This window comes from Pseudomonas sp. R1-15 (assembly GCF_051132085.1).
Taxonomy (GTDB): domain Bacteria; phylum Pseudomonadota; class Gammaproteobacteria; order Pseudomonadales; family Pseudomonadaceae; genus Aquipseudomonas.
This window is the reverse complement of record NZ_CP071660.1, coordinates 4,201,446-4,223,272: the sequence shown is the minus strand read 5'-3', so window position 1 is coordinate 4,223,272 and position 21,827 is coordinate 4,201,446. Positions and strand designations below refer to the sequence as shown.

19 protein-coding genes are annotated in these 21,827 nt (G+C 61.2%); 11 read left to right on the top strand and 8 right to left on the bottom strand.

Annotation, left to right across the window (positions count from 1 at the left end; translation table 11 throughout):
* Positions 1–139: 139 nt before the first annotated feature.
* Positions 140–2,233: an LTA synthase family protein gene (locus tag J3P97_RS19030; protein WP_434672516.1), complete on the top strand. Its 2,094-nt coding sequence runs from the start codon at positions 140–142 to the stop codon at positions 2,231–2,233.
* Between the two features lie 57 nt (positions 2,234–2,290).
* On the opposite strand, the gene J3P97_RS19025 is transcribed toward J3P97_RS19030, so the two are convergent.
* A complete protein-coding gene (locus J3P97_RS19025) occupies positions 2,291–2,443 on the bottom strand; it encodes a DUF3309 family protein (protein ID WP_018606531.1) in 153 nt (50 codons plus the stop codon).
* 412 nt (positions 2,444–2,855) lie between these two features.
* On the opposite strand from J3P97_RS19025, the gene J3P97_RS19020 reads away from it, so the two are divergent.
* From J3P97_RS19020 to csrA, 3 genes are all read left to right on the top strand, one after another.
* Entirely contained in the window at positions 2,856–3,665 is an 810-nt protein-coding gene (locus tag J3P97_RS19020) for an SDR family oxidoreductase (RefSeq protein WP_434672515.1), read from the top strand.
* 63 nt (positions 3,666–3,728) lie between these two features.
* Positions 3,729–4,061 (top strand): YnfA family protein, encoded by a 333-nt coding sequence (locus J3P97_RS19015; RefSeq protein WP_434601449.1) that lies wholly within the window; start codon positions 3,729–3,731, stop codon positions 4,059–4,061.
* A 146-nt stretch (positions 4,062–4,207) separates the two neighbouring features.
* Positions 4,208–4,399, top strand: coding sequence for a carbon storage regulator CsrA (csrA, locus tag J3P97_RS19010; RefSeq protein WP_434572688.1), 192 nt, complete (start codon positions 4,208–4,210; stop codon positions 4,397–4,399).
* Here csrA and J3P97_RS19005 read toward each other — a convergent pair.
* The 4 genes from J3P97_RS19005 to J3P97_RS18990 form a co-directional block, all read right to left on the bottom strand.
* The gene (locus J3P97_RS19005) at positions 4,396–4,623 is read right to left on the bottom strand and encodes a YheU family protein (RefSeq protein ID WP_305499664.1); all 228 of its coding nucleotides are present in this window, start codon (positions 4,621–4,623) and stop codon (positions 4,396–4,398) included. The two genes, csrA and J3P97_RS19005, sit on opposite strands and share 4 nt — an antisense overlap.
* A gap of 182 nt (positions 4,624–4,805) precedes the next feature.
* Positions 4,806–5,996 (bottom strand): osmoprotectant NAGGN system M42 family peptidase, encoded by a 1,191-nt coding sequence (locus J3P97_RS19000; protein ID WP_434572690.1) that lies wholly within the window; start codon positions 5,994–5,996, stop codon positions 4,806–4,808.
* A 163-nt stretch (positions 5,997–6,159) separates the two neighbouring features.
* Positions 6,160–7,905 (bottom strand): N-acetylglutaminylglutamine synthetase, encoded by a 1,746-nt coding sequence (gene ngg / locus J3P97_RS18995; RefSeq protein ID WP_434672514.1) that lies wholly within the window; start codon positions 7,903–7,905, stop codon positions 6,160–6,162.
* Between the two features lie 3 nt (positions 7,906–7,908).
* Complete coding sequence (locus tag J3P97_RS18990; RefSeq protein ID WP_434672513.1) at positions 7,909–9,681, bottom strand: N-acetylglutaminylglutamine amidotransferase; 1,773 nt, start codon at positions 9,679–9,681, stop codon at positions 7,909–7,911.
* Positions 9,682–10,461: 780 nt separating this feature from the next.
* Between J3P97_RS18990 and J3P97_RS18985 the strand changes: the two genes are divergently transcribed.
* Positions 10,462–11,799: an O-antigen ligase family protein gene (locus J3P97_RS18985; protein WP_434672512.1), complete on the top strand. Its 1,338-nt coding sequence runs from the start codon at positions 10,462–10,464 to the stop codon at positions 11,797–11,799.
* Between the two features lie 53 nt (positions 11,800–11,852).
* Here J3P97_RS18985 and mnmC read toward each other — a convergent pair whose 3' ends face one another.
* Positions 11,853–13,835: a bifunctional tRNA (5-methylaminomethyl-2-thiouridine)(34)-methyltransferase MnmD/FAD-dependent 5-carboxymethylaminomethyl-2-thiouridine(34) oxidoreductase MnmC gene (gene mnmC / locus J3P97_RS18980; RefSeq protein ID WP_434672511.1), complete on the bottom strand. Its 1,983-nt coding sequence runs from the start codon at positions 13,833–13,835 to the stop codon at positions 11,853–11,855.
* Positions 13,836–13,985: 150 nt separating this feature from the next.
* On the opposite strand from mnmC, the gene pap reads away from it, so the two are divergent.
* Together pap and J3P97_RS18970 are read left to right on the top strand one after the other, a co-directional pair.
* Positions 13,986–15,497: a polyphosphate:AMP phosphotransferase gene (gene pap, locus J3P97_RS18975; protein WP_434672510.1), complete on the top strand. Its 1,512-nt coding sequence runs from the start codon at positions 13,986–13,988 to the stop codon at positions 15,495–15,497.
* A gap of 106 nt (positions 15,498–15,603) precedes the next feature.
* Positions 15,604–16,788, top strand: a complete 1,185-nt coding sequence (locus J3P97_RS18970) for a thiolase family protein (RefSeq protein WP_434672509.1) — start codon at positions 15,604–15,606, stop codon at positions 16,786–16,788.
* Between the two features lie 134 nt (positions 16,789–16,922).
* Here the strand turns inward: J3P97_RS18970 and J3P97_RS18965 are convergent, their stop codons facing one another.
* Positions 16,923–17,126, bottom strand: a complete 204-nt coding sequence (locus tag J3P97_RS18965) for a DUF6316 family protein (RefSeq protein ID WP_305499671.1) — start codon at positions 17,124–17,126, stop codon at positions 16,923–16,925.
* Positions 17,127–17,314: 188 nt separating this feature from the next.
* On the opposite strand from J3P97_RS18965, the gene J3P97_RS18960 reads away from it, so the two are divergent.
* On the top strand, positions 17,315–18,277 hold the full coding sequence (locus J3P97_RS18960; protein ID WP_434672508.1) for a DMT family transporter: 963 nt from the start codon (positions 17,315–17,317) through the stop codon (positions 18,275–18,277).
* A 54-nt stretch (positions 18,278–18,331) separates the two neighbouring features.
* Here J3P97_RS18960 and J3P97_RS18955 read toward each other — a convergent pair whose 3' ends face one another.
* Positions 18,332–19,726, bottom strand: coding sequence for a class II fumarate hydratase (locus J3P97_RS18955; RefSeq protein ID WP_434672507.1), 1,395 nt, complete (start codon positions 19,724–19,726; stop codon positions 18,332–18,334).
* A 190-nt stretch (positions 19,727–19,916) separates the two neighbouring features.
* Between J3P97_RS18955 and J3P97_RS18950 the strand changes: the two genes are divergently transcribed.
* The 3 genes from J3P97_RS18950 (at position 19,917) to J3P97_RS18940 (ending at position 21,826) form a co-directional block, all read left to right on the top strand.
* The gene (locus tag J3P97_RS18950) at positions 19,917–20,438 is read left to right on the top strand and encodes a DUF2059 domain-containing protein (RefSeq protein WP_030141033.1); all 522 of its coding nucleotides are present in this window, start codon (positions 19,917–19,919) and stop codon (positions 20,436–20,438) included.
* Between the two features lie 13 nt (positions 20,439–20,451).
* Complete coding sequence (locus tag J3P97_RS18945) at positions 20,452–20,751, top strand: BolA family protein (RefSeq protein ID WP_434601443.1); 300 nt, start codon at positions 20,452–20,454, stop codon at positions 20,749–20,751.
* Between the two features lie 133 nt (positions 20,752–20,884).
* Positions 20,885–21,826: a rhodanese-related sulfurtransferase gene (locus J3P97_RS18940; protein ID WP_434572706.1), complete on the top strand. Its 942-nt coding sequence runs from the start codon at positions 20,885–20,887 to the stop codon at positions 21,824–21,826.
* Position 21,827: the final 1 nt, after the last annotated feature.

Genomic DNA, 21,827 nt, shown 5'->3' with positions numbered 1-21,827 from the left:
AGCGGTTATTTAATGGCAATGCCATCGCCGTTCGTGCGACATTCGCGCACTTGCGCAAGCCCCGGGCCTGATATCTGGCCAACAGAGGGCGCGCCGTTGTTCTATTTGTCACTCCAACTCCAATAGGTCCTCAAACGACATGGCAATCCCGGACGCCCTGAGTCAGCAGCGCACCACGCATCGCCTGCTGCAACCGACCGTCAAATCGCACCTGGCCTACACGTTGCTCTGTGCGTTGGTGATGATGGTCATGCTGAGCCTGCTGCGCGTTGCGCTGCTGGTCTACAACCGCGAGATGATCCTTGATACACCGGCCTCTACCTTCGTCGAAGCGTTCGCCAACGGCCTGCGTTTCGACCTGCGCCTGGTGGTCTACCTGTGCATCCCGCTGCTGCTGGCCCTGTTCAGCGCACGGGCGATGGCGGCACGTGGATTCTTTCGTTTCTGGCTGACCGTCACGTCCAGCATCGCGCTGTTTCTCGGCTTGATGGAAATGGACTTCTACCGCGAGTTCCACCAGCGTCTCAACGGCCTGGTCTTCCAATATGTGCAGGAAGACCCGAAAACCGTCATGAGCATGCTCTGGTACGGTTTTCCGGTGGTGCGCTACCTGCTGGCCTGGGCCGGCGGCACGCTGATACTGGCCTTGGCCTTCAAGGGGGCAGATCGCGCTACCCGGCCACGCGGGCCGTTCAGTGGCGGCACCATCGGCACCCGCCAGATCGCCCCGTGGTATGGCCGCGTCGCGGTGTTCCTGGTCTGCCTGGTGGTGGCCGTCGCCGCCGCCCGTGGCACCTTGCGCCAAGGCCCGCCCCTGCGTTGGGGCGACGTCTATACCACCGATTCGAACTTCGCCAACCAGTTGGGCCTCAACGGTACGCTTTCGCTGGTGGCGGCGGCCAAGAGCCGGATGTCCGAACACCGTGACAATGTCTGGAAGGCAACCCTCGAGTCGTCGCTGGCGCAGCAGACCGTGCGCGACATGCTGGTGATGCCCGACGACAAGCTCGTCGACGCCGGGACTGCCGCGGTAAGACGCGACTACACGCCGCCGGCCGACAAGACACTGCCGATCAAGAACGTGGTGGTGATCCTGATGGAAAGCATGGCCGGTCACTCGGTGGGCGCCCTGGGCGCGCCGGGTAACATCACGCCATACCTGGACAAGCTGTCCAAGGAAGGCCTGCTGTTCGACCGCTTCTTCTCCAACGGCACCCACACCCACCAGGGCATGTTCGCCACCATGGCGTGTTTCCCGAACCTGCCGGGTTTCGAATACCTGATGCAGACACCGGAAGGCAGTCACAAACTCTCGGGCCTGCCGCAACTGCTCAGCGCGCGTGACTACGACGATGTGTATGTCTACAACGGCGATTTCGCCTGGGACAACCAGTCGGGTTTCTTCAGCAATCAGGGCATGACCACGTTCATCGGGCGCAATGACTATATGAACCCGGTGTTCTCCGACCCGACCTGGGGCGTGTCCGACCAGGACATGTTCGACCGTGGCCTGATCGAGCTCAAGGCGCGCGAGAACGGCAAGCCGTTCTATGCCTTGTTGCAGACCCTGTCCAACCACACGCCTTACGCACTGCCGACGCCGTTGCCGGTCGAGCCGGTCACGGACCGTGGTCGCCTGAACGAACACTTGACCGCCATGCGTTACTCCGATTGGGCGCTGGGGCAGTTCTTCGAGAAGGCGCGCAAGGAGCCTTACTTCAAGGAAACCCTGTTTGTCGTGGTTGGCGACCATGGCTTCGGCAACGAGCGCCAGATCACCGAAATGGACCTTGGCCGCTTCAACGTGCCGATGTTGCTGATCGGCCCGGGCATCCAGGAAAAATTCGGCCAGCGCAGCCACACCGTGGGCACCCAGGTCGATATCGTTCCAACCATCATGGGACGGCTCGGCGGGCAGGTGCGTAACCAGTGCTGGGGCCGTGACCTGTTGAACCTGCCGTCAGGCGACACCGGGTTTGGCGTGATCAAGCCGTCGGGCAGCGACCAGACCACCGCGATCATTCGCGACGACACGATTCTGGTGCTGCCGGAAGAAAAGGCCATGCCAGCGAAGCTGTTCCGCTATCAGCTGGGGGCCAATCCGCATGCCGAGATCATCCCGGACGCACCTGACACCGCAGAGATGAAACTCAAGCTCGAGGCGTTCCTGCAAACCGCGACCAAGAGCCTGCTGGATAACACCGCCGGTGTTGTTGACGGCAAGCCGGACTGATAATCGCGATGTATAAAAAAAGAGGCCTCAAAGGCCTCTTTTTTTACGCTTGGTGTTTTATATCTTGCCAAGTAACAACAAGATCAACAGCACGACCAGCACAACGCCGATGATACCGGACGGGCCATAACCCCAACTTCTGGAGTGCGGGAAGACCGGAAGGCCACCGATCAGCAGGAGGATCAGGATGATGATAAGAATAGTGCCCATTGTTGATTTCCTTATTGGTCAGTTCTGGAGTGATGTAAATTTCAACTGCCAGCGCGCGTGCGTTGAATCCGGGCGGCTTATTAAGTCCGACCGTAACGTCCTGTAAAAAATTCAAAAGTTTTTATTGTTGACCGTAAAACACAAGAGCACTGAAACCCCGTGGCGAGGGAGCTTGCTCCCGCTGGGCTGCGTAGCGGCCCTTTAATTGAAACCGACTCCGTTAACGAGGCGGCATCATGGAGGCCGCTCCGCGCTGGAACGCCAGCACGCCCAGCGAGAGCACTCCCTCGCCGAGGTGCCTCAACCTTCCACGGTTTGCCCTCGCCATTCAGCAATCTGATGGTGCATGGGTCTGTTCGGGTCCTTCGCTACACTCGGCGCATCTCTCCCGGAACAACAAGGCTGTTTCCCTATGCAAAATCGCATGATGATCACCGGTGCCGGCTCCGGCCTGGGCCGCGAAATCGCGCTGCGCTGGGCCCGTGAAGGCTGGCACCTGGCCCTGTCCGATGTCAGCGAGCCCGGCCTTCAGGAGACCCTCAGGCTGGTGCGCGATGCCGGTGGCGAGGGTTTCGTCCAGCGCTGTGACGTGCGCGACTACAGCCAGCTCACCGCATTCGCCCAGGCCTGCGAGGAGAAGCTTGGCGGCATCGATATTATCGTCAATAACGCTGGCGTGGCTTCGGGCGGGTTTTTCAGCGAGCTCTCGCTGGAGGATTGGGACTGGCAGATCGCAATCAACCTGATGGGGGTGGTCAAGGGCTGCAAGGCGTTCCTGCCACTGCTGGAAAAAAGCCGCGGCAAGATCATCAACATCGCCTCCATGGCGGCGCTGATGCAGGGGCCTGCCATGAGCAACTACAACGTGGCCAAGGCCGGCGTCGTGGCGCTGTCGGAAAGTCTGCTGGTCGAGCTGGCCCAGCAGGAAATCGGCGTGCATGTGGTATGTCCGTCGTTCTTCCAGACCAACCTGCTGGACTCGTTCCGTGGCCCGACCCCGGCCATGAAGGCCCAAGTGGGCAAACTGCTGGAAAGCTCGCCGATCACCGCGGCGGACATTGCCGATTACATCTACCAGCATGTCGCCCAGGGCGAATTCATGATCCTGCCCCACGAGCAGGGGCGCATGGCCTGGGCCCTCAAACAGAAAAATCCACAACTGCTGTACGACGAAATGACCGCCATGGCCGACAAGATGCGCGCCAAGGCACGGCAGGGCTGAGTTGACCTGATTGCCGGGTGTCCTCAGGATGGCGCCATTCGTGCCTTCCTGATGGACATAGCAATGCTCAATTACCTGTGGTTTTTTCTCGCCGCGCTGTTCGAGATCGCTGGCTGCTACGCCTTCTGGATGTGGTTGCGCCAAGGCAAGAGTGCCTGGTGGATCGTGCCGGCACTGCTCAGCCTTGCGTTATTCGCCCTGTTGCTGACGCGCATCGAAGCCACTTATGCCGGTCGCGCCTACGCCGCCTACGGTGGCATTTACATCATCGCCTCGATCGGCTGGCTGGCCGTAGTGGAACGGGTGCGGCCGCTGGGTTCCGACTGGGTCGGCGTGGCCCTCTGTGTCTTGGGGGCCAGCGTGATTCTGTTTGGTCCACGCTTTTCGGGGCCGTAAACTGCCGTTTCGGCGTGGTTTTGCAGGACGTTTCCTTCAGCCAACGGACAGTTGTTTGTAGGGGTTTACTGAATTCCCGTCGGTATCTTGTGCTCGGAAAACAGGCCGTGCATGGTCAATGTCCAATCACTCTTAAGGACAAGACCATGCTCGTATTAAGCCGTACCGTAGGTGAGTTGATTTCCATCGGTGATGAGATTTCCGTCCGCGTGCTGTCGATCAGCGGCGGAACCGTGCGCTTTGGCGTAGAAGCGCCTCGGCACGTGGAGGTTCATCGTTCCGAGGTCTACGACAGGATCCAGAGAAAAAAGGCCGAGTCTGACCGCAAGGTCGGTTAATCGAACAGATGTCTGGGCACATCGTGCTTGAGCATCAATTGGCACTGTTCGCTTTCGGGATCGAAGACAATCATGGCCTGGCCTTTGGTCAGGGCCTGCCGGACCCGCAGGACGCGGGTTTCCAGCGGGGTATCGTCGCCATTGTCAGTACCGTCACGGGTGACGAAATCCTCGATCAGGCGGGTGAGCGTATCGACTTCGAGTTGGTCGTAGGGGATCAGCATGGTGGGGCTCCGCAAAAACGATAGAGCGGATGCTACGGTGGATGCGCTGCTGCGGCTAGCCTGAATTCTGTAGAACCATGTGGGCTCATCGCGAGCAGGCTCGCTCCCACCTGGATGGCGTAATTACCTTGTGGGAGCGAGCCTGCTCGCGAAAGCATCGTAAGAATCGATAAGGGCTTGGTTCAGCTATCCGAGCGCTGCCCGATCAGGCTGTCCACCGACGGCACGCGGGTGTCGCTTTCCATCTGCGCATCGTGCTCGATCTGATGGCTGAAGCGATCCAGTGATCCCTGGGCCGGTTGGGCGTCGCTGGCAAATACCGGCGGGCTTAGAATGTAGGCACCGAGCAGGCGGCTCAGCGCGGCCAGGCTGTCGATGTGGGTGCGTTCGTAACCATGGGTCGCGTCGCAGCCAAAGGCGAGCAGGGCGGTGCGGATGTCGTGCCCGGCGGTAATCGCCGAATGGGCGTCGCTGAAGTAATAGCGAAACAGATCGCGGCGCGCCGGCAGTTCGTGCTCCTTGGCCAGCTTCAGCAAATGTCGCGACAAGTGGTAGTCGTACGGGCCTCCGGAATCCTGCATCGCCACGCTCACGGCGTGTTCGCTGGAGTGCTGGCCTGGCGCGACCGGTGCAATGTCTATCCCGACGAATTCGCTCACGTCCCAAGGCAGCGCGGCCGCCGCGCCGCTGCCGGTTTCCTCCGTGATGGTGAATAGCGGGTGGCAGTCGATCAACAGTTCCTCGCCGCTGTCGACAATCGCCTTGAGCGCCGCCAGCAACGCGGCGACCCCGGCCTTGTCATCCAGGTGACGGGCGCTGATATGGCCGCTTTCGGTGAACTCCGGCAAGGGGTCGAACGCCACATAGTCGCCGATGCCCACCCCCAACGTTTCGCAATCGGCGCGGGTGGCGCAGTAGGCGTCCAGGCGCAGTTCGATGTGGTCCCAACTGATGGGCATCTCATCCACGGCGGTGTTGAACGCGTGCCCGGAAGCCATCAGCGGCAGCACGCTGCCACGGATCACCCCAGTGTCGGTAAACAGGCTGACCCGGCTGCCCTCGGCAAAGCGGCTCGACCAGCAACCCACCGGCGCAAGCGTCAGGCGGCCGTTGTCCTTGATGGCGCGAACGGAGGCGCCGATGGTGTCCAGGTGAGCCGATACGGCCCGGTCGGGGCTGCTCTTGCGGCCCTTGAGGGTGGCGCGGATCGTGCCGCGCCGGGTCATTTCGAAAGGGATGCCCAGCTCTTCGAGTCGCTCGGCAACGTACCGCACGATGGTATCGGTGAAGCCGGTCGGGCTGGGAATGGCGAGCATTTCCAACAGGACTTTCTGCAGGTATGCGAGATCCGGTTCGGGAATTTTGCTGATCATGGAAACTCCTCGCGGAACGTTAAGTTTTGCATAGGGGAACCTTGTGGCGAGGGAGCTTGCTCCCGCTGGGCCGCGAAGCGGTCCTTCTTTTCAGACCTTGGGGCCTGAGCGACCGCTTCGCGGCCGGGCGGGAGCAAGCTCCCTCGCCACGGAGAGATTTGAGTCAGACCACTGCCTGGCTATGGGGAAACAACAGGTCCACAAAGCGCTCGGCAGTGGGTTGCGGTTCGTGGTTGGCCAGGCCGGCGCGTTCGTTGGCTTCGATGAACACGTACTCCGGTTGATCGGCCGCCGGTACCAGCAGGTCGAGGCCGACCATCGGTATATCCAGCGCCCGCGCGGCGCGCACCGCCGCATCAGCCAGGGTCGGATGGAGGATCGCGGTGACGTCTTCCAGCACGCCGCCGGTATGCAGGTTCGCGGTGCGTCGGACAAACAGATGCTCACCCGCCGGCAGCACGCTGCCATAGTCATACCCGGCCGCGCTCAGCGTTCGCTCGGTCTCGGCATCCATCGGGATCTTGCTTTCGCCCCCGGTAGCCGCCTGCCGCCGCCGGCTCTGCGCCTCGATCAGCGCGCCGATGGTGTGCTGGCCGTCGCCGATCACTTCTGCCGGGCGCCGGATCGCCGCCGCCACCACTTCAAAACCGATCACCAGAATTCGCAAGTCGAGCCCTTCGTGGAAGCTCTCCAGCAGCACGCGGCTGTCGAAGCGCCGGGCCGTTTCGATGGCGTTCTGGACTTCCTCGATGGTCCGCAGGTCCACCGCCACGCCCTGTCCCTGTTCGCCGTCCAGCGGCTTGACCACCACGCGCTCGTGTTCGTCGAGAAACGCCAGGTTGTCGTCGGCATTGCCCGCCAGCTGTTGCGCCGGCAGGTTCAGACCGGCATTTTTCAGCACCTTGTGGGTCAGGCTCTTGTTCTGGCACAGGGTCATGCTGATCGCACTGGTCAAGTCGCTCAGCGATTCCCGGCAGCGAACCCGCCGGCTGCCATGCACCAGGGTGAACAGCCCGGCCTCGGCGTCATCCACTTGCACTTCGATGCCACGCCGGTGCGCTTCCTCGACGATGATGCGCGCGTACGGGTTGAATTGCGCCTCGGGCCCCGGCCCGAGGAACAGCGGCTGGTTGATGCCGTTCTTGCGTTTGATGGCGAAGGTCGAAAGGTTGCGGAAACCGAGCTTGGCGTAGAGATTTTTCGCCAGGCGATTGTTGTGCAGCACCGACAGGTCCAGGTAGCTCAAGCCACGGCTCATGAAATGCTCGATGAGATGGCGCACCAGCACTTCGCCGACGCCGGGCCGCGAACATTGCGGGTCCACCGCCAGGCACCAGAGGCTGCTGCCGTTTTCCGGGTCGTTGAACGCTTTCTGGTGGTTGAGGCCCATGACGCTGCCGATCACCGCGCCGGTGTCGTCGTCTTCGGCCAGCCAGTACACCGGGCCGCCTTGGTGACGCGGGGTCAGGCGCTCGGGATCGATGGGCAGCATGCCGCGAGCCTGGTAGAGCTGGTTGATGGCTTGCCAGTCGCTGTCGCTCTGGGCGCGGCGGATCCGGAAGCCGCGAAACACTCGCGTGGCTTGGCGATAATCGCTGAACCACAGGCGCAGGGTATCCGATGGGTCAAGGAACAGGTGCGCCGGTTCCAGCCCCAGCACTTGCTGGGGCGCGGCGACGTACAAGGCGATGTCGCGCTCGCCGGGCTGCTCGTTGAGCAGCTCCTGGGCCAGGGTCGCCGGGTCCGGAAAGGTATGGCCGATGAGCAAGCGGCCCCAGCCGCAATGCACAGCGATCGGAGCGGCGCCCAGTTCGCTGCCATCTTCGGCCAGGCGCGCCTGCAAGCGTTCGTAGGACGGTGGTTGGCCGCGCAAAAGACGTTGGTTGTGAAGGGTCGGGTGGGGTTTCATCAGTCAGATTCCTTGCTCGCTGAGCCACAGGTTCAGCGCCGCCAATTGCCATAACCGCGAGCCGCGCAAAGGCGTGAGCTGGCCGTTGGGGTCGGTCAGCAGACGGTCGAGCATGGTCGGGTTGAACAAGCCGCGATCCTGGCTCGGGTCCAGCAGCAGTTCGCGAACCCAGGCCAGGGTATTGCCTTCCAGATGCTTGAGCCCCGGGACCGGGAAGTAACCTTTCTTGCGGTCGATGACCTCGCTGGGGATCACCCGGCGGGCCGCTTCCTTGAGCACCTGCTTGCCGCCATCGGGCAGCTTGAATTTCGCCGGCACCCGTGCGGAAAGCTCCACCAGCCGGTAGTCGAGGAATGGCGTGCGCGCTTCCAGGCCCCAGGCCATGGTCATGTTGTCGACGCGCTTGACCGGGTCGTCCACCAGCATCACGGTGCTGTCCAGGCGCAGGGCCTTGTCGACGGCCGCATCGGCGCCCGGCTGGGCGAAGTGCTCCTTGACGAAGTCACCGGCGGCATCGTTGGCCGTCAGCCATTCAGGCTGCACGGTCGCGGCATATTCTTCATGGCTGCGGTCGAAGAACGCGGCGCGATAGGCGGCGTACGGGTCGCTGGCGCCGTCCACCTGCGGATACCAGTGGTAACCGGCGAACAGTTCGTCGGCACCCTGGCCGCTTTGCACCACCTTGCAGTGCTTGGCGACTTCCCGCGACAACAGGTAAAAGGCGATGCAGTCGTGGCTGACCATCGGCTCGCTCATGGCGCGAAACGCAGCCGGCAGTTGTTCGATGATTTCTTTCTCATCGATGCGCAACTGATGATGGCGGGTGCCGTAGTGCTTGGCGATCAGGTCCGAATACTGGAACTCGTCACCGCGCTCGCCGCCGGCGTCCTGGAAGCCAATGGAGAAGGTGGACAGGTCTTCCACGCCCACTTCACGCAACAGGCCGACAAGCATGCTCGAATCGACACCGCCCGAGAGCAGCACGCCCACGTCGACGGCGGCGCGCTGGCGAATGGCGACGGCTTCGCGGGTGCTGTCGAGCACGCGATCGATCCAGTCTTCCAGGTTGAGGTTCTGTTCATCAGCCCGTGGGCCATAGGGCAGCGTCCACCAGGTTTTCTGCTCGGTGCGACCGTCCGCTTCGATGCGCATCCAGGTCGCCGGTGGCAGTTTTTCAATGCCCGCCAACAAAGTGCGTGGCGCCGGGACGACCGCGTGGAAATTCAAGTAATGATTGAGGGCGATCGGGTCTAGCACCGGATTGATGTCGCCACCCTTGAGCAGGGCCGGCAGCGCCGAGGCAAAGCGCAGGCGCTGGCCGGTACGCGACAGGTACAGCGGCTTGACGCCGAGACGGTCGCGAGCAATGAACAGCCGCTTGGCGTCGCGTTCCCAGATGGCAAAGGCGAACATGCCATTGAGTTTGGGCAGCAGGGCTTCGCCCCAGGCGTGATAACCCTTGAGCAACACTTCGGTGTCGCCGCCAGAGTAGAAGGTGTAGCCCAGGCCTTCGAGTTCGCTGCGCAGTTCCGGGTAGTTGTAGATCGCGCCGTTGAATGCCAGGGACAGGCCCAGTTGATTGTCGATCATCGGCTGGGCCGAACCATCGGACAGGTCCATGATTTTCAAGCGCCGGTGGCCGAGGGCGATCGGCCCCTGGCTATGAAAGCCCCACGCGTCAGGGCCGCGAGGGGCCAGGTGATGGGTGATGCGCTCTACGGCCGCAAGGTCCGCAGGTTGTTGATCGAAACGTAACTCTCCAGCTAATCCGCACATGTGGTGTGAACCCTTTGTATTTCGGCATGTGTGTCGCTACTGGTGATTCTCTCGTACCGTTTTCGTACCACTTCCCACTCGGTCCAGATTATCCAGCTCCGCCAGTCACTTTCGGGAAGTGATCCACTTGGCGTAGGCGGAAAGCAGTACTTGCACGCTGTGCCCGAGTCGAGCGGCGATGAATGCATGGATCCATGCCGGACATCAAACACATCGTGGCGTACATATGGCGCGTGTCATACATTCTGCGATGCCGAATTCCTAACTTCCGCAGCGCGCTCAGCCAGTAGCGTTTGGGACCTGTTTCGGATCGGGTGAATCGCTTCGGCCATCTCCCGATCATTCCGGCGCGAACGATATCGGATCGTTACGCCGTTAAGGTCTGGTTTTTTCGAGTACTCCTAACCCCGGATCGTTCAATAAAACTTCCAGAATGCTTTCGTCTTGGCACGCCTTGGTTCCACTCCAGTTTAGGCCGCTACAAGACAGTGCGGCCTTGGGCCGTACGGCGGTGGGGAAGGTAAGCGTCGATGGCCCGTAGACGCCGTGAGGCGCTGCGCCTCGGCCAGCGCGACTGATTCATGGGCGGAGCATGATGATTGGCGCATAGGACATGTGACTGATTTGCTACAGTGCAATGGCGGAAATCTAGAGAAACAATTCGCGTTAGCGTATCCTGCCACTCTCCGTCAATTGCTAGCGAGCTGAAGCGTGCCGATACAGCTTGATTGGTAGCGGTTCGGCTCCTCATAGACGATTTTAGATCCAGGAAGGGTTAGTATGTCTGCTGTACAAGAGTCCACACGAATAAACAGCCATAGCGAAGCGCTGGTGCCTACTGTTGCAGCCGCAATTTCGCTGCCGATAGTTTTATTTTCTCTCATGGGGTACGACATAAATCCGGCGTTTTTGCTGGCTCCCCTTATCGGTATGGCGTTTCTAAAGAGCTTTGGGCGAACAACGGTTGCCTATATGTCAGCAATGACGCTGGGGCTTGTTTCAATTTTCGTAGCTAACACATTGTTGCCTGATGGCGAGTTGGTCAGGCATATATTGTCCCTGGTCCTCATCATGTTTGCCCCGTCATTTCTTTTTCTTGGGAAATACGTATCCAAGAAACACGGTGTCGATAAGGCATTCTATTGGTTGTCGGTATTTTCGGCATTGTTTCTGATCGTTGTTACGGTTCGGATTTTCATGCTTGATCAAGCCGTTCGTATATATATTGGTCCACTTGGACTCGCCGCGATGAATGCGGAATTCTTCGGCTTGCCGGTATTCGCAACATTTGGCGTGTTGAGCCTCGCGCACCTTATCTGTTTGCAGGCAATGGTGCTTTGCGGGGCTTTTATCGCCGGCAAGGCTAGTAAGCCTATGCTGGCGTTATTCTGGATCGCGCTGTTCTGTGCCTCCTTTCTTATCATTGGCAGCGATTCGCGTAGCGCACAAGTTCTACTGGCATGGATCCTGGGAACGATAGTCGTTTATGCATGGCGTCATGCAGGTGCCCGGCGCTTCTGTGGCGTAGCTATACTTGCGATCTTGATGGCTTTTGCTGTTAGTTACTTCAGAGGCATAAGCGAAAGCCGATTGGTGTCTTCCATTGAAGCCTTCTCAGGTGATGAGGCTCCAGCAGCAAAAGAAAGTAAAAGTGCACCAAAGGAATGGGAAAAGCAGGCCGATCAATTCGCTACCGGCCGCATCGAATTAATAGTCGCTGGCCTCAAGGAAGTTTCTGTGAGCCCGGTTATCGGCAATGGCTTTGGAAGCTACGGGCGATATGGAGATTCGGCCAACGAACAATCGAAAGGTCTAAAGGCGAACAGTTCCACCCACGTCTATTACTTGACCCTGCTTTGGAAAGGGGGGGTAATTTTCTTTATTCCGTTTATTGCAATGATCCTGCTCAATCTGAGGGCAGCGGTCATCGGTACCAAGGCAACTGAAGGTTCAGCGGAACGCTTCTTTGCCTGGGCCGCCGTCCTAATGGCCTTTGGCCCGATGGCGTTGGCCTGGGACATTCTGATCGTTCCGAGCGCTGGTGCGTTGGCCTTTTTCCTGTTTGGTCTGTTGGGTGGCTTGAAGAATAGAGCCGCGGTGATTCAAGCAATCACATAATCTTCAGTCGGGTTCCAATTTTTTGGTCGGTAGATGGCCATCGTCAATCGATATCAGACCTTGCCCCGAATCACCGCCCGCAAGGCAAACCGGTTCGGGTGGCAGGCCTCGGCGACGCTTCGCGGCAGTGGCAGGGGTTCGTTGTCCAGCCAGGCGGCGATCAGTTCGCCCGACAGCGGCGCGGTGATCAGGCCTCGGGAGCCGTGCCCGCTGTTGACGTACAGGCCGTCGAGCCAGGGGCAGGGTGTGTTCGGCACTTGGCGCGCATCCTTGCCCAGGGCCGCGTAGGTTTCGACGAACGCCCGGCTGTCAGCCAGCGGTCCGACAATCGGCAGGTAATCGGGGCTGGTGCAACGGAACGCCGCGCGGCCTTCGAGGCGCTGCGGATCGAGGGTGTCGGCGTTCAGGCGGTCCACCAGATCGTGGGAGATTTCTTCGAGCATCTGCAGGTTGCCGGCGTGCTCGGCGGCGGTGGGGGTCAGGTCATCGCTGTGAAAATCGAAACTGGCGCCCAGGGTGTGCTCGCCCATTCGCGGTGGCGCCACGTAGCCTTCGGCGCAGACCACTGTCGCCAGGCGTTGGCTGCGGGTGGTTTGCGCCAGCCGCGTGATCTGCCCGCGAATGCGCTTGAGGGGTAGATCGGCCGCCGGTTCGAAGCGTTTGATCTCGGCAGCGCTGGCGAGGATTGCCACTGGGGCGCTGGCCAGGCAACGTTCGCCGTCCCAAGCCTGCCATTGGCCGTCGACACGTCGCAGTTCAAGCACTTCGCGATGTGGCTGCACGGTAATCGCGGCAGCCGAGGCTTGCCAGCGGCATAGGGCTGGCGGGTGTACCCAGCCGCCTTCGGGATAGAACAGGCCGCCACAGGCCAGGCCGATGCCGGACTGCGCCTCGGCTTCGGCGCGATCGACAATTCGCAGCAGACCCGCTGGAAACGCCTCGGCCAGTTGGCGCTGGCGTTGGCCTTCCTTCTCGTTGAAGGCCAGCTGCAAGACTCCGCATCCGTCCCAGTCGAGGCCCCGTTGCAAGTTTTCGAGCAAGCGCCGGGTGTAGCCGAAACCGCTGAGGATCATCTGCGACAACGCCGTGCCATGGGCCGACAACTTGAGGTACAGCACGCCCTGGGGGTTGCCCGACGCTTCCTCGGCCAACCCGGCGTGACGCTCCAGCAAGGTCACTCGCCAGCCGCGGGCCGCGAGACTCGCCGCGCTGGCGCAACCGGCCAGGCCGCCGCCGATCACCAGCGCATGGCGTTCGCCAGCCGGCGGAGCGGGGCGGGCATACCAGGGCTTGGCCGGGGCGGGTTTGGGCACCTGGTCCGGCCAGCCGAGAAATACCCCACGGAGAACTTCCCACTTGTGGCCGATGCCCGGGGTGCGCTTCATCTTGAAGCCCGCCGCATTGAGCAGCCTGCGCACCCAACCGGTGCTGGTAAAGGTGCTGAGGGTAGCGCCGGGCGCTGCCAGCCGCGCCAGTTCGGCGAACAGCTCGGCGGTCCACATATCCGGGTTTTTCGCCGGGGCAAAACCGTCGAGGAACCAGGCATCGATCTGTCCGTCCAGCTGCGGCAGTTGCTCCAGTGCATCGCCAATCAACAGGGTCAATGTCACTCGCCCGCCCGCCAGGGTCATGCGCTGGAAACCTTGGTGAATCGCGACGTACTGCTCAAGCAATTGATCAGCCTGGCACTTGAGCTCCGGCCACAGGGCCAGGGCCCGACGCAGATCCTCGGGGCTCAGGGGAAATTTTTCGACGCTGACGAAATGCAAGCGCGCACCGGTCGGTGCGCATTCTTCGAACAGCTGCCAGGCGCAGAGAAAATTCAGCCCGGTGCCAAATCCGGTTTCGCCGATCACCAGTCGTCCGTGCTCCGCCAGCGCGGCGAAACGCTCGGCCAGGTTGTTCTGCGCAAGGAACACGTAGCGGGTTTCTTCCAGGCCCGACTGGTCGGAGAAATACACGTCGCCGAATACCCGGGAGCGGGGGCGACCCTGGTCATCCCAGTCGAGTTGGGCGTGGTGCTGGATGGGCGTCATGGCTGGCTCGGTCAAAACAAGGTCGCCATTCTAGCCGATCAGCGCGGCAATGCCTGATCCACGGCAAGCGTGGGCACGTCTGAAGGGAATCTGCTGCGCAGCGGCGTATCCAATCCGCTAGTCTTGCCCCATTCCTGGAAGGAGCTGTCCATGTTCGAATCCGCTGAAATCGGTCACGTCGTCGACAAAGAAACCTATGACGCCGAGGTGCCGGCATTGCGTGAAGCATTGCTCGAAGCTCAGTACGAGTTGCATCAGCAAGGCCGCTTCCCGGTCATTATCCTGATCAACGGCATCGAAGGCGCGGGCAAGGGCGAGACGGTGAAGTTGCTCAACGAGTGGATGGATCCGCGGCTGATCGAGGTGCGCACCTTCGACCAGCAGACCGACGAGGAACTGGCGCGGCCGCCGGCCTGGCGCTATTGGCGGATGCTGCCAGCGAAGGGGCGGATGGGGATCTTTTTTGGCAACTGGTACAGTCAGATGCTCCAGGGGCGGGTGCATGGCGAGTTCAAGGACCCACGGCTCGATCAGGCGATCAACGGCGCCGAGCGTCTGGAGAAGATGCTCTGCGATGAAGGCGCGCTGATCTTCAAGTTCTGGTTCCACCTCTCCAAGAAGCAGATGAAGGCCCGCCTGAAAAGTCTCAAGGACGACCCGCTGCACAGCTGGCGTATCAGTCCGCTCGACTGGCAGCAATCCCAGACCTACGACAAATTCGTCAAATACGGCGAGCGCGTGTTGCGCCGCACCAGTCGGGACTATGCGCCCTGGCATGTGATCGAAGGCGTGGATGCCTGTTATCGCAGCCTCGCGGTCGGGCAGATTTTGCTCGAAGGCCTGCGCCAGGCCCTGGATCGGCCGAAGATCAGACCGGAAAAAGTCAACGTGGCGCCGTTGCCGGCGCTGGACGACCAGGTGACCTTGCTCGACAGCCTCGACATGACGCTACGCCTGGACAAGGCCGATTATGAGGAGCAGTTGATCACCGAGCAGGCCCGCTTCGCCGGGCTGCTGCGGGACAAGCGTATGCGCCGGCACGCCCTGGTGGCGGTGTTCGAAGGTAACGACGCGGCGGGCAAGGGCGGGGCGATCCGCCGGGTCGCGGCGGCGCTCGACCCGCGTCAGTACAGCATCGTGCCGATTGCCGCGCCTACCGAGGAAGAACGCGCCCACCCCTACATGTGGCGTTTCTGGCGGCACATTCCGGCGCGGGGCAAGTTCACCATGTTCGACCGTTCCTGGTACGGGCGGGTATTGGTGGAGCGGGTCGAAGGTTTTTGCAGCCGTGCCGACTGGCTGAGGGCCTACGGTGAAATCAACGACTTCGAAGAACAGCTGGCCGATGCCGGCGTGGTGGTGGTGAAGTTCTGGCTGGCTATCGACAAGGAGACCCAACTGGAGCGCTTCCAGGAACGCGAGGAAATCCCTTTCAAGCGCTTCAAGATCACCGAGGACGATTGGCGCAACCGTGACAAGTGGGATGCCTATCGGTCGGCAGTCTGCGACATGGTCGATCGCACCAGTACCGAGATATCGCCGTGGACCCTGGTGGAAGCCAACGACAAGCGTTGGGCCCGGGTCAAGGTATTGCGTACGCTCAACGACGCGCTGGAGGCCGCGTTCGAACGTTCCGCCAGGCAGGCGCGCAAAAAGAAATAGGCCGATGGCGGCGCATACGCGGGGTGAATGATTGTCGCGTTCGGTTATGGGCTGGATTTATCCTCGAATCCACTCCTGAACCGATAACAACAATGAGGTAACCGCCATGCGTGAAGTGGTGATCGTCGACAGCGTACGGACCGGCCTGGCCAAGTCCTTTCGCGGCAAGTTCAACATGACCCGCCCGGACGACATGGCGGCCCATTGCGTCAACGCGTTGCTGGCGCGAAATGATATCGACCCGGCCAGTGTCGAGGACTGCATCGTCGGCGCCGGTTCCAACGAAGGCGCCCAAGGCTACAACATCGGGCGCAACGTGGCGGTGCTCTCGCAGCTGGGCATCGGCACGGCCGGGATGACACTGAACCGCTTCTGTTCCTCGGGCCTGCAGGCCATCGCCATCGCCGCCAACCAGATCGCCTCCGGCTGCAGCGAGATCATCGTCGCCGGTGGCGTGGAATCCATCAGCCTGACGATGAAAAGCGTCAACACTGACAACCTGATCAACCCCTTGCTCAAGGAACAGGTGCCGGGGATCTACTTCCCCATGGGCCAGACCGCCGAGATCGTCGCGCGCCGTTACCAGGTCAGCCGCGATGAGCAGGACCGCTACGCCTTGCAGAGCCAGCAGCGCACTGCCCGGGCCCAGGCAGCCGGGCTGTTCGACGATGAAATCGTGCCGATGGCGGTGAAATATCGGGTCGAGGACAAGACCACCGGTGCGGTGCAGATCGTTGACGGGGTGGTTGATCGCGATGATTGCAACCGCCCCGATACCACGTATGAAAGCCTGGCCGGGCTGAAACCGGTGTTCGCCGAAGACGGTTCGGTGACGGCGGGCAACTCTTCGCAGTTATCCGACGGCGCCTCGATGACCCTGGTGATGAGCCTGGAAAAAGCCCTGGCGTTGGGGCTCAAGCCCAAGGCATTTTTCCGTGGCTTTACCGTGGCCGGTTGCGAGCCGGACGAGATGGGCATCGGCCCGGTGTTCTCGGTGCCTAGATTGCTCCAGGCCAAGGGTCTGCAGATCGGCGAAATCGATTTGTGGGAGCTCAACGAGGCGTTTGCATCCCAGTGCCTGTACAGCCGCAATAGGCTGGAGATCGATAACGAGAAATACAACGTCAACGGCGGCTCGATTTCCATCGGTCACCCGTTCGGCATGACCGGCTCGCGGCAGGTGGGGCATCTGGTGCGGGAGCTGCAACGGCGTAGCCTGCGCTACGGCGTCGTGACCATGTGCGTGGGCGGCGGGATGGGGGCAACGGGGTTGTTCGAGGCGGTCAGATAAACCCAGCCTTTCGTGGCGAGGGAGCTTGCTCCCGCTCGGCTGCGAAGCAGTCGCCGCTTTTTTCCTGGGGTAAACCGTAGGGGGCCGCTTCGCGGCCCAGCGGGAGCAAGCTCCCTCGCCACGGGTTTTTCTGCTTAGCTGGCAACCTTGGTCAGCTGCAGCATCCGCTGGATATACGCTGCTATCTCCCGCTCCGCAGCCTCGCGGCTTTCGAACGGACCTTCCTGGGTGCCTTCGCGCGTATCGAAATAGAACTTGCCATTTTCCCGGACGATCCGATCGCTGCTGCGGTAAATCGTCTTGGGAGCATCTGTATCTTCGGCGCGCGTTCCAGGCATTTCGGTCTCCATCGGGGGCTGCGTGGTCGTTTCAATTGAGCATATGTGGTGCCGCCGTTTTGCGCCTGTCCAGCCGATCGACGGCTACGACCCTTACAATTCCATCAGCGTCGCAGCGCCAACTGTCCCTGTGTTGCCGAGCGATTCGGACCTAGAATGCTCGTTCATGTATTGGCTTCGAGGGTTGCATGCACATATCGTCCGGTCGCTGGGTCTACGGCCTGTTCCTCGCCCTGCTGACCGCCTTGTTGTGGGGAATCCTGCCGATCAAGCTCAAGCAAGTGCTGCAGGTGATGGATCCGGTAACGGTGACCTGGTTTCGGCTGACGGTGTCCGGTGGCCTGCTGTTCATCTACCTGGCGGCAGCCCGACGCCTGCCCAGCCGCAAGGTGCTCGGCCCCCGTGGCGGTTGGCTGGTAGGCATGGCGGTGCTGGGGCTGGTGGGCAATTATGTGCTGTACCTGATGGGCCTGAACCGCCTGAGCCCCGGCACCGCCCAACTGGTGGTGCAGATGGGGCCGATCATGTTGCTGGTCGCCAGTCTGTTTGTATTCAAGGAGCGTTTCAGCGTGGGGCAGGGCATTGGTTTGCTGGTGCTGCTGATCGGTTTTGCGCTGTTCTTCAATCAGCGCCTCGTCGAATTGCTTACATCCCTGAGCGAGTACACCGCCGGCGTTCTGTTGGTGTTGCTGGCCTCGACTGTCTGGACGTTCTATGCCCTGGGCCAGAAGCAATTGCTGACGGTGTGGAATTCACTGCAAGTGATGATGGTGATCTACCTGTTCTGCGCGCTGTTGCTCACGCCGTGGGTGCATCCACTGGAAGCGTTGCAACTGAGCCCGCTGCAAGGCTGGCTATTGCTGGCCTGCTGTCTCAACACGCTGATTGCCTATGGCGCGTTCGCCGAGGCGTTGGCGCATTGGGAGGCCTCGCGGGTCAGCGCGACGCTGGCGATCACGCCGCTGGTGACCTTCGCGGCCGTGGCGATGGCTGCCTGGTGGTGGCCCGACTATGTGCATGCCGAGCAGATCAATCTGCTGGGTTACGGTGGGGCAGTGCTGGTGGTATTGGGGTCGGCGCTGGTGGCGCTGGGGCCATCGCTCATCGCCGGGCTCAGGGCCCGGCGCGAACGCCTGGCGCTGGGGCGTTAGCCCTCTGTGGGAGCGAGCCTGCTCGCGAAAGCGGTGGATCAGCCCATCGAAAACTCAGCCCTGGCCACCCGCCTCCAGCATGTTCTCCGGCCTGACCCAGGCGTCGAACTCTTCGTCGGTCAGGTACCCCAACTGCACCGCTGCCTCCCGTAGCGTCAGCCCTTCGCCGTAGGCTTTCTTGGCGATCTCCGCTGACTTGTCGTAGCCGATATGCGGATTCAGCGCCGTCACCAGCATCAGACCACGCTCCAGGTGCGCGGCCATCTGCTCGGCATCCGGTTCGAGGCCGGCGATGCAGTGCTGCTGGAAGTTGCTGCAGCCATCGGCCAGCAGGCGGATCGATTGCAGCAGGTTGTGGATGATCACCGGCTTGAACACGTTCAACTGCAAGTGTCCCTGACTGGCGGCAAAACCGATCGCCACGTCATTGCCCAATACCTGGCACGCCAGCATCGACAAGGCTTCACACTGGGTCGGGTTGACCTTGCCAGGCATGATGGAGCTGCCCGGTTCGTTGGCCGGCAATTTCACTTCGGCAAATCCCGCCCGTGGCCCAGAGCCCAGCAGGCGCAGGTCATTGGCGATTTTCATCAGCGTCACGGCCAGGGTTTTCAACGCGCCGGACAACGTGGTCAGCGGTTCATGACCTGCCAGCGCGGCGAACTTGTTCGGCGCGGTGACAAACGGCAGCCCGGACAGCGCCGCGAGTTCAGCGGCAATCGCTTCGCCGAAACCGTGCGGCGAATTCAGCCCGGTACCCACCGCCGTGCCGCCCTGGGCCAGCTCGCAGACCGCCGGCAACGAAGCGCGGATCGCCCGCTCGGCGTAGTCGAGTTGGGCAATGAAGGCGGACAGTTCCTGGCCGAACGTGATCGGCGTGGCATCCATCATGTGGGTGCGACCGGTCTTGACCAGTTTCATGTGGCGCGCCGCCAGTTCCGCGAGGCCGCCGGACAACTCGCTGATGGCCGGCAGCAATTGCTGGTACACGGCCTGGGCGGCGGCGATGTGCATGGCGGTGGGGAAGCAGTCGTTGGAGCTCTGGGACCGGTTGACATGGTCGTTGGGATGCACCGGGCTCTTGCCGCCTCGGGGGTTGCCCGCGAGCTCGTTGGCGCGCCCGGCAATCACCTCGTTGACGTTCATGTTGCTCTGGGTTCCGCTGCCGGTCTGCCAGACCACCAGGGGAAACTGATCGTCATGCTGGCCGGCCAGCACCTCGTTGGCCGCCTGTTCGATCAGGCGGGCGATGTCGGCGGGCAAGTCGCCATTGCGGTCGTTGACCCGCGCGGCGGCTTTCTTGACCAGCGCCAGGGCATGCAGCACCGACAGCGGCATGCGTTCGTTGCCAATGGCAAAGTTGATCATCGAGCGCTGTGTCTGGGCGCCCCAATAGGCTTCATCCGGGACTTCAACCTGGCCAAGGCTGTCGGTTTCGATACGGCTCATCGGGTCAAACTCCTGTAGGGCTGAATGCGCAGTTTAGGCCCTGACGGGCGTCACCGGTTCCCTCAATCTAGGGCTGGCCGGTTCGGCCCGTCAATCAGTCGAGCCAAGTACAGGGTTGAGCCCCGGCGTTTTTTAGGCGCAGAATGGTCGCCCTTGGGGTTTTACCTCGCCTGTTAGAAAAGGAAACTCGATGACCCGTCTTCGTGCCATCTGTACCGCAGTTGCTCTGGTGTGTGCCAGCGGCCCTGTTCTTGCCGATACCGCCAGCCACAACGCCAGTGCCGAAGCGTTCCTGACCCTGGCGCACGCTGACAAGCTGGGTACCCCGGTGTACATGCAGGTACAGCAGATGTTTGCCCAGCGCTTTGAGCAGACCAAGGCTCCCGAGTCGAAAAAAGCCACCCTGGAAACGTACCAGGCCAAGGCCAATGCCGCCCTGGACCAGGCGATCGGCTGGAACAAGCTCAAGCCGGACATGGTCAAGCTCTACACTTCCAATTTCAGCGAATCGGAGCTCAAGGACCTGGTGTCCTTCTATCAGTCTCCCCTGGGTAAGAAAGTCCTGGAAAAAATGCCGCAGCTGACCCAGCAATCGGCGCAACTGACCCAGGCCAAGCTGGAAAGCGCGGTGCCGGTAGTCAACAAGCTGCTGGCCGACATGACCGCCGAGCTCGAGCCGAAAGCCGCCGCCCCGGCCAAGAAAAAGCCATAAGCGGAGCCCTGGCATGAGCATGCAACAACGCATTGAATCGACCCTCGGGCTGCTGCAGCCCGAGCACCTGCAAGTGCTCGATGAAAGCCACATGCACAGCCGTGGGCTTGAGACCCACTTCAAGGCAGTGGTGGTCAGCCAGCAGTTCGAGGGGCTCAATCGGGTCAAGCGACACCAGAAGGTCTACGGCACGCTGGGCGAGCTGATGGGTGAATTCCATGCGCTGGCGCTGCACACCTACACGCCTGAAGAATGGGCCCAGGTCGACGCAGCCCCGGCATCGCCGACCTGTGCCGGTGGCAGTAAGCACTGATATTTGAGGCAAAGGCTCTTGCTCCTAAAGCCACATGTTTTTTGCTAGAATCCGCAACGCGCCGCTCACCCCGGCGCGTTTTTTTTCGCATCCGGTTCACCCTTTGCGAGGGTAGCCACCTGGAGAGATATCCATGACACCACCGATTGTCGTGGCGGCACTGTATAAGTTCGTCACCCTGGAAGATTACGTCGAGCTGCGTGAGCCCCTGCTCAAGGCGATGCTCGACAACGGCATCAAAGGAACCTTGCTGATTGCCGAGGAAGGCATCAACGGTACCGTTTCCGGCACCCGCGAAGGCATCGACGGGCTGATGGCCTGGCTCAAGAACGACCCGCGCATGGACGACATCGACCACAAGGAGTCGTACTGCGACGAGCAGCCGTTCTACCGCACCAAGGTCAAGCTCAAGAAAGAGATCGTTACCCTCGGCGTAGAAGGCGTGGACCCGAACAAGCGGGTCGGCACCTATGTCGAACCGCAAGACTGGAACGCGCTGATCAGCGATCCGGAAGTGCTGCTGATCGATACTCGCAACGACTATGAAGTCTCCATTGGCACCTTCGAAGGCGCGATCGATCCCAAGACCGCCAGCTTCCGCGAGTTTCCCGAGTACATCAAAGCCAACTTCGACCCGGCCCGGCACAAGAAAGTCGCGATGTTCTGCACCGGTGGCATTCGCTGTGAAAAAGCCTCGAGCTTCATGCTCAATGAGGGTTTCGAAGAGGTCTACCACCTCAAGGGCGGGATTCTCAAATACCTCGAAGAGGTGCCCCAGGAAGAGACCAAATGGCGCGGTGACTGCTTTGTCTTCGACAACCGCGTGACCGTGCGCCACGATCTCAGCGAAGGCGACTACGATCAGTGCCATGCCTGTCGCACCCCGATCAGCGCAGAGGATCGTGCTTCGGAGCATTATTCGCCTGGCATCAGTTGCCCGCATTGCTGGGACAAACTGAGCGAAAAGACCCGTCGCAGCGCCATCGACCGGCAAAAGCAGATCGAACTGGCCAAGGCGCGCAACATGCCGCATCCGATCGGCTACAACTACAAGCAATCATCTTCCGAGGCTTGAG

Coding starts and splice junctions, on each gene's coding strand:
- mnmC (WP_434672511.1), bottom strand. CDS start 13,835: ATGACGCCCATCCAGCACCACGCCCAACTCGACTGGGATGACCAGGGT.
- J3P97_RS18940 (WP_434572706.1), top strand. CDS start 20,885: ATGACACCACCGATTGTCGTGGCGGCACTGTATAAGTTCGTCACCCTG.
- J3P97_RS18950 (WP_030141033.1), top strand. CDS start 19,917: ATGACCCGTCTTCGTGCCATCTGTACCGCAGTTGCTCTGGTGTGTGCC.
- ngg (WP_434672514.1), bottom strand. CDS start 7,905: ATGAAACCCCACCCGACCCTTCACAACCAACGTCTTTTGCGCGGCCAA.
- J3P97_RS19025 (WP_018606531.1), bottom strand. CDS start 2,443: ATGGGCACTATTCTTATCATCATCCTGATCCTCCTGCTGATCGGTGGC.
- J3P97_RS18960 (WP_434672508.1), top strand. CDS start 17,315: ATGCACATATCGTCCGGTCGCTGGGTCTACGGCCTGTTCCTCGCCCTG.
- J3P97_RS18990 (WP_434672513.1), bottom strand. CDS start 9,681: ATGTGCGGATTAGCTGGAGAGTTACGTTTCGATCAACAACCTGCGGAC.
- J3P97_RS18970 (WP_434672509.1), top strand. CDS start 15,604: ATGCGTGAAGTGGTGATCGTCGACAGCGTACGGACCGGCCTGGCCAAG.
- J3P97_RS18965 (WP_305499671.1), bottom strand. CDS start 17,126: ATGCCTGGAACGCGCGCCGAAGATACAGATGCTCCCAAGACGATTTAC.
- csrA (WP_434572688.1), top strand. CDS start 4,208: ATGCTCGTATTAAGCCGTACCGTAGGTGAGTTGATTTCCATCGGTGAT.
- J3P97_RS19000 (WP_434572690.1), bottom strand. CDS start 5,996: ATGATCAGCAAAATTCCCGAACCGGATCTCGCATACCTGCAGAAAGTC.
- J3P97_RS18955 (WP_434672507.1), bottom strand. CDS start 19,726: ATGAGCCGTATCGAAACCGACAGCCTTGGCCAGGTTGAAGTCCCGGAT.
- pap (WP_434672510.1), top strand. CDS start 13,986: ATGTTCGAATCCGCTGAAATCGGTCACGTCGTCGACAAAGAAACCTAT.
- J3P97_RS19005 (WP_305499664.1), bottom strand. CDS start 4,623: ATGCTGATCCCCTACGACCAACTCGAAGTCGATACGCTCACCCGCCTG.
- J3P97_RS18985 (WP_434672512.1), top strand. CDS start 10,462: ATGTCTGCTGTACAAGAGTCCACACGAATAAACAGCCATAGCGAAGCG.
- J3P97_RS18945 (WP_434601443.1), top strand. CDS start 20,452: ATGAGCATGCAACAACGCATTGAATCGACCCTCGGGCTGCTGCAGCCC.
- J3P97_RS19030 (WP_434672516.1), top strand. CDS start 140: ATGGCAATCCCGGACGCCCTGAGTCAGCAGCGCACCACGCATCGCCTG.
- J3P97_RS19015 (WP_434601449.1), top strand. CDS start 3,729: ATGCTCAATTACCTGTGGTTTTTTCTCGCCGCGCTGTTCGAGATCGCT.
- J3P97_RS19020 (WP_434672515.1), top strand. CDS start 2,856: ATGCAAAATCGCATGATGATCACCGGTGCCGGCTCCGGCCTGGGCCGC.